This is a genomic window from Paraburkholderia caballeronis (genome assembly GCF_900104845.1).
Lineage (GTDB): Bacteria > Pseudomonadota > Gammaproteobacteria > Burkholderiales > Burkholderiaceae > Paraburkholderia > Paraburkholderia caballeronis.
Genome location: NZ_FNSR01000001.1, coordinates 997,745 through 1,011,803 on the forward strand (window position 1 = coordinate 997,745; position 14,059 = coordinate 1,011,803).

Sequence of the window (14,059 nt, forward strand, 5' to 3'; positions counted from 1 at the left end):
ACGGAGGCGCACGATGCTGGAGATAGTCGAGGAGCACGCGTGTTTTGGCGGCGTGCAGCGGATCTACCGTCACGAGTCGAAGACGATCGGTTTGCCGATGCGGTTCTCGGTGTTCCTGCCGCCGCAAGCGGACGAGGGCCGCGTGCCGGGGCTGTTCTACCTCGCGGGGCTGACCTGCACCGAGGAGACGTTCCCGATCAAGGCGGGCGCGCAGCGTTACGCCGCGCAGCACGGCCTCGCGCTGATCGCGCCGGACACGAGCCCGCGCGGCGCGGGCGTGCCAGGCGAGACGGATGCGTGGGACTTCGGCGTCGGCGCGGGTTTCTACGTCGATGCGACGCGCGCGCCGTGGTCGACGCACTACCGGATGTACTCGTACGTGCGCGACGAACTGCGCGACGCGGTGACGTCGAACCTGCCGGTGGACGGCGACCGGCTCGGCATCTTCGGGCATTCGATGGGCGGACATGGCGCGTTGACGCTCGCGCTGCGCAATCCCGACGTGTATCGCTCGGTGTCGGCGTTCGCGCCGATCGCCGCGCCGACGCGCTGTCCGTGGGGGGAGAAGGCGTTTTCGGGTTATCTCGGCGACGATCGCGAAGCGTGGAAGCAGTACGACGCGAGCGAACTGGTCGTGAACGCGTCGCGCCGGTTCGACGAGGGCATCCTCGTCGATCAGGGGCTTGCGGACCAGTTCCTGGCGAACCAGCTGAACCCGGACGTGTTCGAGGCCGCGTGCCGCGCGGCGGGGCAGCCGCTGACGCTGCGCCGTCACGACGGTTACGACCACGGCTACTTCTTCATCCAGACGTTCGTCGGGGATCACATCGCGCATCACGCGCGGGTGTTGTCGAAGTAGCGACGTAGCGGAGCGGTTCCGCTTCAAAAGCAAAAGGCGTTGCGTGAACCCCGCGCAACGCCTTTTTTATCGGCTTGACCGGTCGAGCGGGGCGCCCGCCTATCTCCGCCCGATCAGGCTCGCGCCATACACGAGCGCCGCGAGCGCGGTGATCCAGAAGCTCGTCGGCCAGTCGGTGTAGTACGCGAGCGTCACGCCGAGCCACGCCTGCGCAAGCGCGAGCGCGGCGGCGAGCACGAGCCCGGCCGACAGGCGCGTCGTCAGGTTCTGCGCGGCGGCGGCCGGGCCGACCATCAGCGTGAACACGAGCAGCACGCCGACGATCTGCGTGCACGCGGCGACCGCCAGCGCGGCGATCGCGAGGAACAGCACCGACACGAGCCGCAGCGACACGCCTTTCGCTTCCGCGAGTTCCGGCTGTAGCGACGCGAACAGCAGCGGCCGCATGATCGCCGCGAGCGCCGCGAGGCTCGCGACCGCGAGCGCGGCGAGCACGCCGAGCGTATCGCGGCTCACGCCGAGCACGTTGCCGAACAGCAGCGCGGTCACCTGCGTTGCATACGACGTGAAGAAATGCAGGAACAGCAGCCCGAAGCCGAGCGCGAGCGACAGCGTCACGCCGATCGCGACGTCGCGGCCCGCGAGCTTCTCGCCGAGCGCGCCCATCGACACGCCGGCCATGAGCGTGAAGCCGACCATCCCCCAGATCGGCGAGATGCCGATCAGCACCGCGCCGGTCGCGCCGGTGAAGCCGACGTGCGACAGCGCATGGCCGGCGAACGTCTGTCCGCGCAGCACGAGGAAATAACCGACGATGCCCGCGAGCACCGCGACGATGCCCGACGCCGCGAAGGCGTTCACCATGAAATCGTATTCAAGCATCGTGCGTGTGGCCGTGTCCGTGTGCATTGCCGCCGCGCGGCGCGTGGCCGTGCGTGTGATCGTGCCCGTGGGCATGATCGTGTTCATGTTCGTGGTCGTGTTTCTCGATCTCGACGCCGCCGGACATCACGAAGATGCGGCCGTTCACGCGCATCACGTCGATCGGCGCGCCGTACAGCCGCGACAGCACCGGCGACGTGATCACCTCGTCGACGCCGCCGAGCGCGGCGACGCCGTTGCCGAGGTACAGCACGCGGTCGAGCGCGTTCAGCAGCGGATTCAGCTCGTGCGCGGAGAACAGCACCGCAATGCCGAGTTCGCGCTGCACGCGCCGCACCAGTTCGACGACGCCGCGCTGGTGGTTCGGATCAAGGGAGATCAGCGGCTCGTCGAGCAGCAGCAGCTTCGGGTCGCCGAGCAGGCATTGCGCGAGCAGCAGGCGCTGGCGCTCGCCGCCCGACAGCTCGGACAGCGGGCGGTCCGCGAGCGCCCTCGCGCCGACCAGGTCGAGCACGCGCGCGACGTCCTGGCGGACCGCGTCGTTCGCGAGCGGCAGGCCCCAGCGATGGCCGTCGGCGGCCATCGCAACGAAGTCGCGGCCGCGCACGCGGCGGCTCGCGAGCGCGGTGCGGATCTGCGGCATGTAGCCGATCGCCGGGTTGCCGCGCACGACCGGCTCGCCGAGCACGCGGATCGCCCCCTGCGCGGCCGGCACGAGGCCGAGCACCGCGCGCATCAGCGTGGTCTTGCCCGCGCCGTTCGGCCCGAGCACGCCGATGAATTCGCCCTGGTTCACCGCGAGGTTCGCGTCGCGCAGGATCGTGCGTTCGCCGAGCGCGAGCGTGACGCCGGCGAGCGTCAGCACCGGCGTCTGCGCGTGACGGCGCGGCGAGGCATTCCCGGTGGCGTGCTGTCGATCCGGATGGCCGGAGGCTGTCGAGCCAGCCGCTGTCATGAAGTGTTTCCTTATTGATTCGTTGCCGCGCCGCTCGCCGCCAGCGCGTGGTCCAGCGCGTCGAGCTGCGTCAGCATCCATTGCTGGAAGCGGGTGTTCTCCGGTTCCGTTTCGGTGACGCTCATCGTCGGCACCTTCGACTGCTTCGCGAGGCCGAGCATCCGGCGCGTCAGCGCCTCGGTCGCCTGGCTGTTGTAGATCAGCACGCGCACGCGCCGCTCGCGCAGGTCGCGTTCGAACGCGGCGATGTCCGACGGGCTCGCTTCGGTGTCGTTCATCGTCGCGAGCTGGAACCGCAGGTTGCGCATGTCGAGGCCGATCGCGTCGGCCATGTAGCCGAACACCGGCTCGGTGGCCGTCACCGGGGCGCCATGATAGCGCGAGCGCAGCGCGGCGACCTTCGCGTCGATCGGTTGCAGCGACGCGATGAACGTCGCAAGGTTCGCATCGTACACGCTCTTGTGCGCGGGGTCCGCCGCGGCGAGCGCCGCGCCGACCGCGCGCGCGACCGCCGGCATCGTGTCCGGTTCGTACCACAGGTGCGGATTGTCGCCGGCCTTCTTGCCGACGAGGTTCGCCGCGACGATCGTCGTGCGGCCGGTTGCCTGGCTCGCGCCGAGCAGCTTCTCCATCCACGGGTCGTAGTCCGCGCCGTTGTACACGACGATGCGCGCGTGCTGAAGCGCGCGCGCGGTCTTCGGGCTCGCCTCGAACAGGTGCGGGTCCTGGTCCGGGTTGCTGAGGATGCTGGTCACGGCGACGTGCGAGCCGCCGATCTGCTTCACGACGTCGCCGTAGAAGTTCTCGGCCGCGACGACCGGCACCGGCGCGTCCTGCGCGCGCGCGGCGGTCGAGAAGCCGAAGGCGGCGGTGGTTGCGACGGCCAGGGCGGCGGCGAGCCGGCGGGCGGCGCGGCGCAGCGGGCGCGACGCGGGAAGCAGCGTGTTCATCGTTTCTATCCTCGTTCGAGTAGATGGTCCGGCGGGTTCGGGCGGCCGCAGCGACGCGGCGGTCGCCCGTGCGGATTCGCGAAGGCGAAATGATATAACGTAGCGAAGATTTTGGGCGAGTCGCAAGAAACCCGGCGAGCTTGCGCGCTGCACCATCGAAATCTCGTTACCCGCCTTGACAGGGCCGGTCGTGTATCCGATCATTCGACCACAAATAGAGCAATTGTTCGCGAGATGGGCGTTCGTTCAATCGACGCCACCCCGCGCGACGACGTGGACGAACCGGAGACGACCCCGTGGCCCAACACCCGGCGGCAGGACGTTTGCAGGACAAGGTGGCGCTGCTGACCGGCGCCGCGAGCGGCATCGGCGAGGCGGTCGCCCGCCGTTATCTGGACGAGGGCGCGCGCTGCGCGCTCGTCGACGTGAAGCCGGCGGACGGCATCGCGCCGCAACTGGCCGCCGCGTATCCGGGCCGCGTGCTCGCGCTTGGCGCCGACGTCACGCGCCGCGACGACATCGAGCGCATCGTCGGCACCACGGTCGAACGCTTCGGCCGCATCGACATCCTGTTCAACAACGCCGCGCTGTTCGACATGCGGCCGCTGCTCGACGAATCCTGGGATGTGTACGACCGGCTATTCTCGGTCAACGTGAAGGGGATGTTCTTCCTGATGCAGACGGCCGCGCGCCGGATGGTCGAGCAGGGCGGCGGCGGCAAGATCGTGAACATGGCGTCGCAGGCCGGGCGGCGCGGCGAGGCGCTCGTCGCGCACTATTGCGCGACCAAGGCCGCGGTGCTGAGCTATACGCAGTCGGCCGCGCTGGCGCTCGCGCCGCACCGGATCAACGTGAACGGAATCGCACCGGGGGTCGTCGACACCCCGATGTGGGAAGAAGTCGACGCGCTGTTCGCGCGCTACGAACACCGGCCCGTCGGCGAAAAGAAGCGCCTCGTCGGCGAAGCGGTGCCGCTCGGCCGGATGGGCGTCCCCGCCGACCTGACCGGCGCCGCCGTGTTCCTCGCGTCGGCGGATGCCGACTACATCACCGCCCAGACGTTGAACGTCGACGGCGGCAACTGGATGAACTGAGCGCGCGCGGGGTCGCCGCGCCGGCCAGCCCACCGCCAGCACATAACGCAGCACACAACAGGAGACAAGCGATGAAACCAGCCTTCAAGACGGCGATCCGCGCACTGGGCGCCGGAGCCGTCACGCTCGCGGCATCTGGCGCATTCGCGCAGACCGTCACGATCGCGATGCTGAACAATCCCGACATGATCGAGCTGAAGAAGCTGGCGCCGGCGTTCGAGAAGGCGAATCCGGGCGTCAAGCTGAACTGGGTGATCCTCGAAGAGAACGTGCTGCGCCAGCGCGCGACCACCGACATCACGACCAACAGCGGCCAGTTCGACGTGGTGATGATCGGCGCATACGAGGCGCCGCAGTGGGGCAAGCGCGGCTGGCTGTCGCCGATGACGAACCTGGCCGCGAGCTACGACCTGAACGACGTCGTGAAGACCGCGCGCGACGGCCTGTCGTACAACGGCACGCTGTATGCGCTGCCGTTCTACGTCGAAAGCTCGATGACCTATTACCGCAAGGACCTGTTCGCGGCGAAGGGCCTGAAGATGCCCGACCAGCCGACCTACGACCAGATCGCGCAGTTCGCCGACAAGCTGACCGACAAGGCGGCCGGCACCTACGGCATCTGCCTGCGCGGCAAGGCGGGCTGGGGCGAGAACATGGCGTACGTGTCGACGGTCGTGAACACGTTCGGCGGACGCTGGTTCGACGAGAAGTGGCACGCGCAGCTCACGACGCCGGAATGGAAGAAGGCGGTCGGCTTCTACGTCGATCTGCTGAAGAAGGACGGGCCGCCGGGAGCCAGCTCGAACGGCTTCAACGAGAACCTGACGCTGATGTCGTCGGGCAAGTGCGCGATGTGGATCGACGCGACCGTCGCCGCCGGCATCCTGTACAACAAGCAGCAGTCGCAGGTGGCCGACAGGATCGGCTTCGCGGCCGCGCCGATCGCGGTGACGCCGAACGGCTCGCACTGGCTGTGGACGTGGGCGCTCGCGGTCCCGAAGTCGTCGAAGTCGCAGGACGCGGCGAAGAAGTTCATCGAATGGGCGACGTCGAAGGACTACGTCGAACTGGTCGCGAAGGATGAAGGCTGGGCGTCGGTGCCGTCCGGCACGCGGCAGTCCACCTACGCGCGCGCCGAGTACAGGCAGGCCGCGCCGTTCTCCGACTTCGTGCTGAAGGCGATCACGACCGCCGACCCGAACCATCCGACCGCGCAGCCGGTGCCGTACACGGGCGTGCAGTTCGTCGGCATCCCGGAGTTCCAGTCGTTCGGCACGGTGGTCGGCCAGAGCATCGCTGGCGCGGTCGCCGGGCAGATGAGCGTCGACCAGGCGCTCGCCGCGGGCAACGCGGCGGCCGACCGGGCCGTTGCGCAGGCCGGTTATCAGAAGTAACGTGGTGCGACGCGGGCGGCGCGCGATGCGCCGCCGCGCGCCCCGCTTGCCGTAACCGCAGTTGCCGCGGCGGCGTCCGGCTCATCCCGTGCCGGACCGGCAGCGGCGACGCGAACGCGCGCCGTTTGTCCCGCCGCGCGCTCGCGTAACCGAACAGGTGGTCACGATCATGCGTCATCTCCATCCCCCCCTGATGTCCGCGCCCAGCCGCGATCGCGGCAAGCCCGCGCAACTCGTCGAGGAGCGGCGTTCCGCGTCGCGCTGGCTCGTCTCGCCGTCCGTCGCCGTGCTGCTCTTGTGGATGACGATCCCGCTCGCGATGACGATCTGGTATTCGTTCACGCGCTACAACCTGCTGAACCCCGACCTGAAGGGTTTCGCCGGCTTCGACAACTACCGCTACCTCGCGACCGATCCGTCGTTCATCCCGTCGATCGTGCACACGCTCCAACTGATCGTGTCGGTGCTCGTCATCACGGTGGTCGGCGGCGTGCTGATGGCGGTGCTGTTCGACCGCAAGTTCTACGGGCAGGGCATCGCGCGCCTGCTCGCGATCGCGCCGTTCTTCGTGATGCCGACCGTCAGCGCGCTGATCTGGAAGAACATGATCCTGCATCCGGTGTACGGACTCGTCGCCGTCGCCATGCGCGCGGTCGGGCTCACGCCGATCGACTGGTTCGCCGAATATCCGCTCGGCGCGGTGATCGCGATCGTCGCGTGGCAGTGGCTGCCGTTCGCGTTCCTGATCCTGTTCACCGCGATCCAGTCGCTCGACCAGGAGCAGAAGGAAGCGGCGCGCATCGACGGCGCCGGGCCGTTCGCGATGTTCTTCTACATCACGCTGCCGCACCTGCGCCGCGCGATCGCGGTGGTCGTGATGATGGAGACGATCTTCCTGCTGTCGATCTTCGCGGAAATCTACACGACGACCGGCGGCGGCCCCGGCAACGCGACGACCAACCTCACGTATCTGATCTACTCGCTCGGCCTGCAGCAGTTCGACGTCGGGCTCGCGTCCGCGGGCGGCATTCTTGCCGTCGTGCTCGCGAACATCGTGTCGTTCTTCCTCGTGCGGATGCTCGCGCGGAACCTGAAAGGGGAGTACGAAAAATGAGCCAGCTTGCTGCTTCGACCGAAGCCCCCAATTCGCCGGACGCGGTGAACCGCTCGTCGTGGTTCGCGCTGGCGGGCCGCGCGCTGCCGGGCATTCTTGCGTGGCTGATCGCGCTGGCGCTGTTCTTCCCGATCTTCTGGATGACGATCACCGCGTTCAAGACCGAGCAGCAGGCCTACGTGCCGACGCTCTTCTTCATGCCGACGCTCGACAGCTTCCGCGAGGTGTTCGCGCGCAGCAACTACTTCGCGTTCGCGTGGAACTCGGTGCTGATCTCGGCCGGCGTGACGATCGTGTGCCTGATCCTCGCGGTGCCGGCCGCGTATGCGATGGCGTTTTTCCCGACCCGCCGCACGCAGAAGATCCTGCTGTGGATGCTGTCGACGAAGATGATGCCGTCGGTCGGCGTGCTCGTGCCGATCTACCTGCTGTGGAAGAACGCTGGGCTGCTCGACACCGTGTCCGGCCTCGTCATCGTGTACACGCTGATCAACCTGCCGATCGCGGTGTGGATGGCGTTCACGTACTTCAACGAGATTCCGCGCGACATTCTCGAAGCCGGCCGCATCGACGGCGCGGCGACGTGGCAGGAGATCGTCTACCTGCTGATGCCGATGGCGGTGCCGGGCCTCGCGTCGACCGCGCTGCTGCTCGTGATCCTGTCGTGGAACGAGGCGTTCTGGAGCATCAACCTGTCGAGTTCGAACGCCGCGCCGCTGACCGTGTTCATCGCGTCGTATTCGAGTCCCGAAGGGCTGTTCTGGGCGAATCTGTCGGCGGCGTCGCTGCTCGCGGTCGCGCCGGTGCTGATCGTCGGCTGGCTGTCGCAGAAGCAATTGGTGCGCGGCCTCACGTTCGGAGCGGTCAAATGACGGGAGCGACGGGAGCGAACACGGCGGTGATCCGCGCGCTGATCTGCGACTGCGACGGCGTGCTGATCGACAGCGAGGCAGTGGCCGCGCGCGTGCTCGTCGCGGAACTCGAAGCGCGCTGGCCCGGCGCGCAGGTCGGGCCGGTCGTGATGCCGCTGCTCGGCCAGCGCATCGAGCGCGTGCTCGCCGGCGCGGCGGCCGAACTCGGGCGCACGCTGGGCGCCGACGATGTCGCCGCGATCCGCGCGGTGGCGGAATCGTCCGCGATGGAAGCGCCGCTGTTCCCAGGCGTCGCCGAGGCGCTCGGCGCGATCGCGTTGACGAAGGCGTGCGCGAGCAACAGCTACACCGCGGTCGTGCGCCAGGTGCTGGACCGCACCGGCCTCGTCGCGTTCTTCGGCGACCGCGTGTACTGCGCGGATCTCGTCGAGCGGCCGAAACCCGCGCCGGACGTGTATCTCGCGGCCGCGCGCGGCCTGGGCGTCGAGCCGGCCGCGTGCGTCGTCGTCGAGGACAGCGTCGCCGGCGTCACCGCCGCGCACGCGGCCGGGATGACGGTGCTCGGTTTCGTCGGCGGCTCGCACATCGGCCACGCGCATGCGCTCGCGCTGCGCGACGCGGGCGCGAGCGACGTGTTCGACCAGATGGACGCGCTGCCCGAACTGATCGCGCAGCGGATGCGCAACGCGGCGGTCGGCTCGCATTGAGCGGGCGGAGCGCACGCAATCGAAACAACAGCAGCAACGCGGCGCAAGCCCTGCCGGCCGCGCCGCAATGAAAGGAGACACATCATGGCAAGCGTGATCCTGCGAAACGTGCTGAAGCGCTACGACGACACCGAAGTGCTGCGCGACGTGAACCTCGACATCGCGGACGGCGAGTTCGTCGTGTTCGTCGGCCCGAGCGGCTGCGGCAAGACTACGCTGATGCGGATGATCGCGGGCCTCGAAGACATCAGCGGCGGCGAGTTGCTGATCGACGGCACGCGGATGAACGACGTGCCGCCCGCGAAGCGCGGCATCGCGATGGTGTTCCAGTCGTACGCGCTGTATCCGCACATGACGCTGTACGACAACATGGCGTTCGGGCTGAAGCTCGCCGGCGCGAAGAAGCCGGAGATCGACGCGGCCGTGAAGAACGCCGCGAAGATCCTGCACATCGATCATCTGCTCGACCGCAAGCCGAAGCAGCTGTCCGGCGGCCAGCGGCAGCGCGTCGCGATCGGCCGCGCGATCACGCGCAAGCCGAAGGTGTTCCTGTTCGACGAACCGCTGTCGAACCTCGACGCCGCGCTGCGCGTGAAGATGCGCCTCGAATTCGCGCGGCTGCACGACGAGCTGAAGACGACGATGATCTACGTGACGCACGACCAGGTCGAGGCGATGACGCTCGCGGACAAGATCGTCGTGCTGTCGGCCGGCAACGTCGAGCAGGTCGGCAGCCCGGCGCGGCTGTATCACGCGCCGGCGAACCGCTTCGTCGCGGGTTTCATCGGTTCGCCGAAGATGAACTTCCTCGACGGCGTCGTGCAGCAGGTGATGGGCGACGGCGTGCTGGTCCGTTATGCGACCGGCGAGACGCAGAAGGTCGCGGTGGAGCCGGGGCGCGCGAAGGAGGGCGACAAGGTGACGGTCGGCATCCGGCCCGAGCATCTGCATGCGGTGACGGCCGAATCCGGCGTCGCGGCGAGCACGATGGCGGTCGAATCGCTCGGCGACGCCGCGTATCTGTACGCGGACTGCGCGGTCGCGCCGGATGGGTTGATCGCGCGGATTCCGCCGCTGGAGCGGCACGAGCGCGGCGAATCGCTGAAGCTTGGCGCGACGGCCGATCATTGCCATCTGTTCGATGCGGACGGGATCGCGTTCGAGCGGAAGATTGTCGAGGTGCTGGCGGCTTGAGGTGAGGGCGGCGCGGCTGCGTGGCGTCGTTGGGCGGTCGTGCGGGCAGGATGGCCTGGCCGTATGACTGCTCGTGCAGCGACGGCTAACCGGCCAGCAGACCCTTCAGCTCCTCCAGAAAGGAAGCGGTTGTGTAGCCCCAAAGTTTCGGATTGAAATCGTGTCCGTATAACGCGTAAAAGACTTCGTCGAGGTTTTTTCCGGCTTCTTTTTTGAACTTCGATATCTCGCTTAGCGTGTCCTCGATTTCTCCGTGCGAGCTATCCCTTTTGAAGCACGACACCACTTCCTCCAACGTGTCCCCCCAATAGTCGGAATCCTGATTGAGATACGCGCCGAACAGTGTGTGGAATTGGGGATACGATTGCTGGTCGATCATTTCGGAAGGTACGACGTAAGAATGTAGTAGGGCATTCCGTTATGTCGTTCGAATGCAAGTACGACCCGAACTACGCTCATGTCCTTGAGTTTTCCCGTTGCTCTCGGGATGCCATAGCCGACTTTTTTTCCGACGTCCAGTTCCAGAACCAGCGGGCGCATCGGATTTGTCCGAGACCAGTTCCTGATTGCCAAGGCATTCGATTCCATCACTCTGGAAATTGCCCATTCCGCCGCCTGCAAGTTCCGGAACGACGACACCACGTCTCGTTTCGGCTCCAATCGTAACCGCTCCAGCAACTGCGCCTCGGTCCGCCCGACATGCTTGCGCAGCGTATGCCCTCCAACGCGGCTGCCGGCTTTCGCCTCGTGCATGTCGAGGCTGATGCGGCCCAGCGTGACCCGTGCCGCGCGCGCCGCGCGGATCGAGCCCGCGAAGCCGAACGGCACCGCGATATCGAGCGACAGCCCGATGCGGCTCGCGAGGTCGGGGCTCGCGTTCATCGCTTCGGCCAGCTTCGCGGCGCCGCGCTGCGTCAGCGTGTCCGTATCCTGAGCAGTCCAGACCTGCCGCCAGCCCGCCGCCGCCGTATCCGAGCCGTGCGCGCCGAACACGATGCAGCCGGCCTTGCTCGCCAGCGTCGGTTCGGGCAGCACGCACAGCGCGCCCGCGCCGACCATTTCCAGCACGCCGCCGACGATCTGCAACCCGCCCCAAAGCCGGTTGGAAAGCATCTCGGCCTGGTTGATCGACTGGCGGCCGAGCACCGCCGCGAGTTGCGCTGCGCTCAGTACGACGCGCACGCCGTCCCGGTCATCGGCCTGTGCCATGCGGAAGCCCCCGCTACGGATTGAGAGGGCTTCGATGCTGCCAGGCGATCAGGGACCGCGATATGGGCGATGGATGATTCTGCGTCGAGTGCGGACGAACGAACGTCCGCCCGCGTGTCGCGTCAACGCGGCAGCGGGTCCGTCGTGCTCCGCCGGGCGGTTTTCTTCGGCGTCGCCTGCGCGTCCTCCGCCGCGAGCGCCGCGCGCGCAGACTGCTCGTCGGTCACGAGCCCGGACAGCCAGCCGCCGCGCAGCGCGGCGATCACCGCATCGCGCTTGCGCTCGCCGCCCGCGAAGCCGATCGTCGGCCGCTTCGGCGGCGAGTCGAGCCGCACGCTCGTCACGCGCCGGCCGGTCGCGGAGTCGATCCGCTGGCCGTTCGCGTCGATCGGCAGCCCGAGCATCTCCGCGATCGCGCCCAGCTGCATCAGCTCGCGCACCTCGGCCGACGTGATGAAGCCGTCCTCGTGCAGCGGGCAATTCAGGCCCATGTTGCCGATCCCGACGAACGCGACGTCGGCGTCGCCGGACAGCGACTCGACGATCCGGTACAGCCGGTGATTGCACCACTGCGCGCGCTCGGCCTCGTTATCGGCGATCAGCGGCGCGGGCAGCAGGAAGTGCTTGCCGCCGGTCTTTTCGGAGATGTGCAGCGCGACGTCGTAGCGGTTCGACGAACCGTCCTGCGCGATCGCGCCGACCATCGACACGAGCCGGTGCTGCGGCCGTTCGAGTTGCGCGATCTGATCGACGGCCGCCTTCAGCGTGCGGCCGCTGCTGACCGCGATCACCATCGGCCGCTCCTCGGACAGATAACGCTCCATCACCTGCGCGCCCGCGACCGCGAGCTTGCGGTCGATCTCGTCCGCGCTGTCGCTGTCCACCGGCACGACCTCGCACATCGCGAGGCCGTAACGCTTCGACAACTGATCCGCGAGCGCGAGACAGTCCGCGAGCCGGTGATCGACGCGCACGCGGATCAGGTTCTTCTCGACCGCGAACGCGACGAGCCGCTGCGCGACCGGCCGCGACACCTGGAGCTTCTCTGCGATCTCGTTCTGCGTGTTGCCGGCGACGTAATAGAGCCACGCGGCGCGGGTGGCGAGATCGAGTTTTTCGTTGGACCTGGACACGGTGTTGGCCCTGCAATGGCGTGATCGACGGAGGACGTGCGGCGCGGTGCTTACGCAAGCCGCTCGCGCGACGGCTCGTACAGCGGCCGCACGTGCCGGTACAGCGCGCGGAAGCGTTCGAGCCGCTCGCGCAGCGCCGCGTGCCGCTCCGCGTCCGGCGTGTATTCGGCGACAACCGGCGCTTTCGTCAGCACGTCGGCCGGCGAGCCGCCCGCCGCGAGCCAGCCGAGCCGCGCCGCGCCGAGCGCCGCGCCGGTTTCGCCGCCGCCGTGCTGGCGCGTCGGCGTCAGGAACGCGTCCGCGACCAGTTGCGACCAGTACGCGCTGCGCGCGCCGCCGCCGAGCATCGACAGCGCACTGACCTCGGTGCCGGCGCTGCGCAATGCGTCGAGGCCGTCGGTCAGCGCGAGCGTCACGCCTTCGAGCACCGCGTAACCGAGCAGCGCGCGGTCGGTCGCATGCGTGAGGCCGAAGAACACGCCCTGCGCAAACGGGTCGTTGTGCGGCGTGCGCTCGCCGGACAGATACGGCAGGAACAGCGGCGCGTCGTCGAGCGCGTCGGGCGCGAGCGCGGCGACTTCGGCGAGCAGCGTCGGCTCGTCGGTCGATGCGAGCTTGCAGACCCAGCGCAAACAACTCGCGGCGGACAGCACGACGCTCATCTGGTGCCAGCGGTTCGGAATCGCGTGGCAGAACGCATGCACGGCCGACGCCGGGTTCGGCCGGAAGCGGTCGCCGACCACGCACAGCACGCCGGACGTGCCGAGCGACACGAAGCCGTCGCCGGGCTGCGTCGCGCCGATGCCGATCGCGCTGGTCGCGTTGTCGCCGCCGCCGGCCGCGACGATCACGTTCTCGCGCAGGCCGAATTCGCGGGCGACCTCGGGCAGCAGCGTGCCGGACGGCGCGCTGCCTTCCGCGAGCGACGGCATCTGCGCGCGCGTCATCCCGCACGCGTCGAGCAGCGCGTCGGACCAGTCGCGTTTCGCGACATCGAGCCACAGCGTGCCGGCCGCATCCGACGGGTCGGATACCTTGCCGCCGGTCAGCTTCAGGCGCAGGTAGTCCTTCGGCAGCAGCACGCACGCGGTGTCGCGGAAAATCCGCGGCTCGTGGCGCGCGACCCACAGCAGCTTCGGCGCGGTGAAGCCGGGCATCGCGAGATTGCCGGCGACCCGGTGCAGTTGCGGCGCGCGGTCGGTGAGTTGCGTGCATTCGTCGACCGCGCGCATGTCGTTCCACAGGATCGCGGGGCGCAGCACGTTGTCGCGCGCGTCCAGCAGCACCGCGCCGTGCATCTGGCCGGACAGGCCGATGCCGCGCACCTGCGCGAAGGCGTCCGGATGCCGTTCGCGCAGCGCGTGCAGCGCGCGGCGCGTGCCTTCCCACCAATCCTGCGGGTCCTGTTCGGCCCAGCGCGGATGCGGGCGCGACACGGTGAACGGCGAGCCGGCGGTGCCGATCGCGCGGCCGTCGGCCGCGAGCAGCAGGACTTTCACTTCGGACGTGCCGAGGTCGATGCCGAGGTACATGGTGGGCGTCAAGCCTTCGTCGTTGGGATGCGCTACTTTAGCCGCGCGCGCGCCGCCGCGCCATGCGCGGCGACCCGGGGGGCCGCGCCGCGATGCGCGGCGGCGGCTTCGTAACGCGTGGAAGGGAGGCGCCGCGCGGCGCCGGACGACGCATGCGCGGCAGG

14 protein-coding genes are annotated in these 14,059 nt (G+C 68.5%); 7 read left to right on the forward strand and 7 right to left on the reverse strand.

The window, feature by feature from the left end:
• Positions 1 to 13: 13 nt before the first annotated feature.
• Positions 14 to 859, forward strand: a complete 846-nt coding sequence (gene fghA / locus BLV92_RS04370) for an S-formylglutathione hydrolase (protein WP_090542582.1) — start codon at positions 14 to 16, stop codon at positions 857 to 859.
• A gap of 99 nt (positions 860 to 958) precedes the next feature.
• Here the strand turns inward: fghA and BLV92_RS04375 are convergent, their stop codons facing one another.
• From BLV92_RS04375 to BLV92_RS04385, 3 genes are read right to left on the reverse strand one after another with little or no spacing between them, the layout of a single operon-like run.
• Positions 959 to 1,741 carry a metal ABC transporter permease gene (locus BLV92_RS04375; protein WP_090546822.1) on the reverse strand — a complete coding sequence of 261 codons (783 nt, stop codon included), beginning with the start codon at positions 1,739 to 1,741 and terminating at the stop codon, positions 959 to 961.
• Positions 1,734 to 2,696 (reverse strand): ABC transporter ATP-binding protein, encoded by a 963-nt coding sequence (locus BLV92_RS04380; protein ID WP_090542584.1) that lies wholly within the window; start codon positions 2,694 to 2,696, stop codon positions 1,734 to 1,736. Before BLV92_RS04380 ends, BLV92_RS04375 begins: the two co-directional genes overlap by 8 nt.
• A gap of 11 nt (positions 2,697 to 2,707) precedes the next feature.
• Positions 2,708 to 3,646 carry a metal ABC transporter solute-binding protein, Zn/Mn family gene (locus BLV92_RS04385; protein WP_090542586.1) on the reverse strand — a complete coding sequence of 313 codons (939 nt, stop codon included), beginning with the start codon at positions 3,644 to 3,646 and terminating at the stop codon, positions 2,708 to 2,710.
• A gap of 296 nt (positions 3,647 to 3,942) precedes the next feature.
• On the opposite strand from BLV92_RS04385, the gene BLV92_RS04390 reads away from it, so the two are divergent.
• The 6 genes from BLV92_RS04390 (at position 3,943) to BLV92_RS04415 (ending at position 10,021) form a co-directional block, all read left to right on the forward strand.
• The gene (locus BLV92_RS04390; protein WP_090542588.1) at positions 3,943 to 4,740 is read left to right on the forward strand and encodes an L-iditol 2-dehydrogenase; all 798 of its coding nucleotides are present in this window, start codon (positions 3,943 to 3,945) and stop codon (positions 4,738 to 4,740) included.
• A 71-nt stretch (positions 4,741 to 4,811) separates the two neighbouring features.
• Positions 4,812 to 6,134: an ABC transporter substrate-binding protein gene (locus BLV92_RS04395; RefSeq protein ID WP_090542590.1), complete on the forward strand. Its 1,323-nt coding sequence runs from the start codon at positions 4,812 to 4,814 to the stop codon at positions 6,132 to 6,134.
• Between the two features lie 169 nt (positions 6,135 to 6,303).
• Positions 6,304 to 7,248: a carbohydrate ABC transporter permease gene (locus BLV92_RS04400; protein WP_090546824.1), complete on the forward strand. Its 945-nt coding sequence runs from the start codon at positions 6,304 to 6,306 to the stop codon at positions 7,246 to 7,248.
• Positions 7,245 to 8,120: a carbohydrate ABC transporter permease gene (locus BLV92_RS04405; RefSeq protein ID WP_090542593.1), complete on the forward strand. Its 876-nt coding sequence runs from the start codon at positions 7,245 to 7,247 to the stop codon at positions 8,118 to 8,120. The genes BLV92_RS04400 and BLV92_RS04405 overlap by 4 nt, the downstream gene beginning before the upstream one ends.
• Positions 8,117 to 8,827: an HAD family hydrolase gene (locus BLV92_RS04410; protein WP_090542595.1), complete on the forward strand. Its 711-nt coding sequence runs from the start codon at positions 8,117 to 8,119 to the stop codon at positions 8,825 to 8,827. Before BLV92_RS04405 ends, BLV92_RS04410 begins: the two co-directional genes overlap by 4 nt.
• An 84-nt stretch (positions 8,828 to 8,911) precedes the next feature.
• On the forward strand, positions 8,912 to 10,021 hold the full coding sequence (locus tag BLV92_RS04415; protein WP_090542597.1) for an ABC transporter ATP-binding protein: 1,110 nt from the start codon (positions 8,912 to 8,914) through the stop codon (positions 10,019 to 10,021).
• Between the two features lie 85 nt (positions 10,022 to 10,106).
• Here BLV92_RS04415 and BLV92_RS04420 read toward each other — a convergent pair whose 3' ends face one another.
• From BLV92_RS04420 to xylB, 4 genes are all read right to left on the reverse strand, one after another.
• Positions 10,107 to 10,400: a contact-dependent growth inhibition system immunity protein gene (locus BLV92_RS04420; protein ID WP_090542599.1), complete on the reverse strand. Its 294-nt coding sequence runs from the start codon at positions 10,398 to 10,400 to the stop codon at positions 10,107 to 10,109.
• Entirely contained in the window at positions 10,397 to 11,230 is an 834-nt protein-coding gene (locus BLV92_RS04425) for an RNase A-like domain-containing protein (RefSeq protein ID WP_090542601.1), read from the reverse strand. The genes BLV92_RS04420 and BLV92_RS04425 overlap by 4 nt, the downstream gene beginning before the upstream one ends.
• Before the next feature lie 122 nt (positions 11,231 to 11,352).
• On the reverse strand, positions 11,353 to 12,363 hold the full coding sequence (locus BLV92_RS04430; RefSeq protein WP_243843922.1) for a sugar-binding transcriptional regulator: 1,011 nt from the start codon (positions 12,361 to 12,363) through the stop codon (positions 11,353 to 11,355).
• Between the two features lie 50 nt (positions 12,364 to 12,413).
• The gene (xylB, locus tag BLV92_RS04435; RefSeq protein ID WP_090542603.1) at positions 12,414 to 13,895 is read right to left on the reverse strand and encodes a xylulokinase; all 1,482 of its coding nucleotides are present in this window, start codon (positions 13,893 to 13,895) and stop codon (positions 12,414 to 12,416) included.
• Between the last annotated feature and the right edge of the window lie 164 nt (positions 13,896 to 14,059).

Excerpts from the sequence above, each read along its gene's own strand:
- BLV92_RS04420 (WP_090542599.1), bottom strand. The coding sequence starts at position 10,400 with ATGATCGACCAGCAATCGTATCCCCAATTCCACACACTGTTCGGCGCG.
- BLV92_RS04400 (WP_090546824.1), top strand. The coding sequence starts at position 6,304 with ATGCGTCATCTCCATCCCCCCCTGATGTCCGCGCCCAGCCGCGATCGC.
- BLV92_RS04425 (WP_090542601.1), bottom strand. The coding sequence starts at position 11,230 with ATGGCACAGGCCGATGACCGGGACGGCGTGCGCGTCGTACTGAGCGCA.
- BLV92_RS04375 (WP_090546822.1), bottom strand. The coding sequence starts at position 1,741 with ATGCTTGAATACGATTTCATGGTGAACGCCTTCGCGGCGTCGGGCATC.
- BLV92_RS04380 (WP_090542584.1), bottom strand. The coding sequence starts at position 2,696 with ATGACAGCGGCTGGCTCGACAGCCTCCGGCCATCCGGATCGACAGCAC.
- xylB (WP_090542603.1), bottom strand. The coding sequence starts at position 13,895 with ATGTACCTCGGCATCGACCTCGGCACGTCCGAAGTGAAAGTCCTGCTG.
- fghA (WP_090542582.1), top strand. The coding sequence starts at position 14 with ATGCTGGAGATAGTCGAGGAGCACGCGTGTTTTGGCGGCGTGCAGCGG.
- BLV92_RS04385 (WP_090542586.1), bottom strand. The coding sequence starts at position 3,646 with ATGAACACGCTGCTTCCCGCGTCGCGCCCGCTGCGCCGCGCCGCCCGC.
- BLV92_RS04410 (WP_090542595.1), top strand. The coding sequence starts at position 8,117 with ATGACGGGAGCGACGGGAGCGAACACGGCGGTGATCCGCGCGCTGATC.
- BLV92_RS04405 (WP_090542593.1), top strand. The coding sequence starts at position 7,245 with ATGAGCCAGCTTGCTGCTTCGACCGAAGCCCCCAATTCGCCGGACGCG.
- BLV92_RS04415 (WP_090542597.1), top strand. The coding sequence starts at position 8,912 with ATGGCAAGCGTGATCCTGCGAAACGTGCTGAAGCGCTACGACGACACC.
- BLV92_RS04395 (WP_090542590.1), top strand. The coding sequence starts at position 4,812 with ATGAAACCAGCCTTCAAGACGGCGATCCGCGCACTGGGCGCCGGAGCC.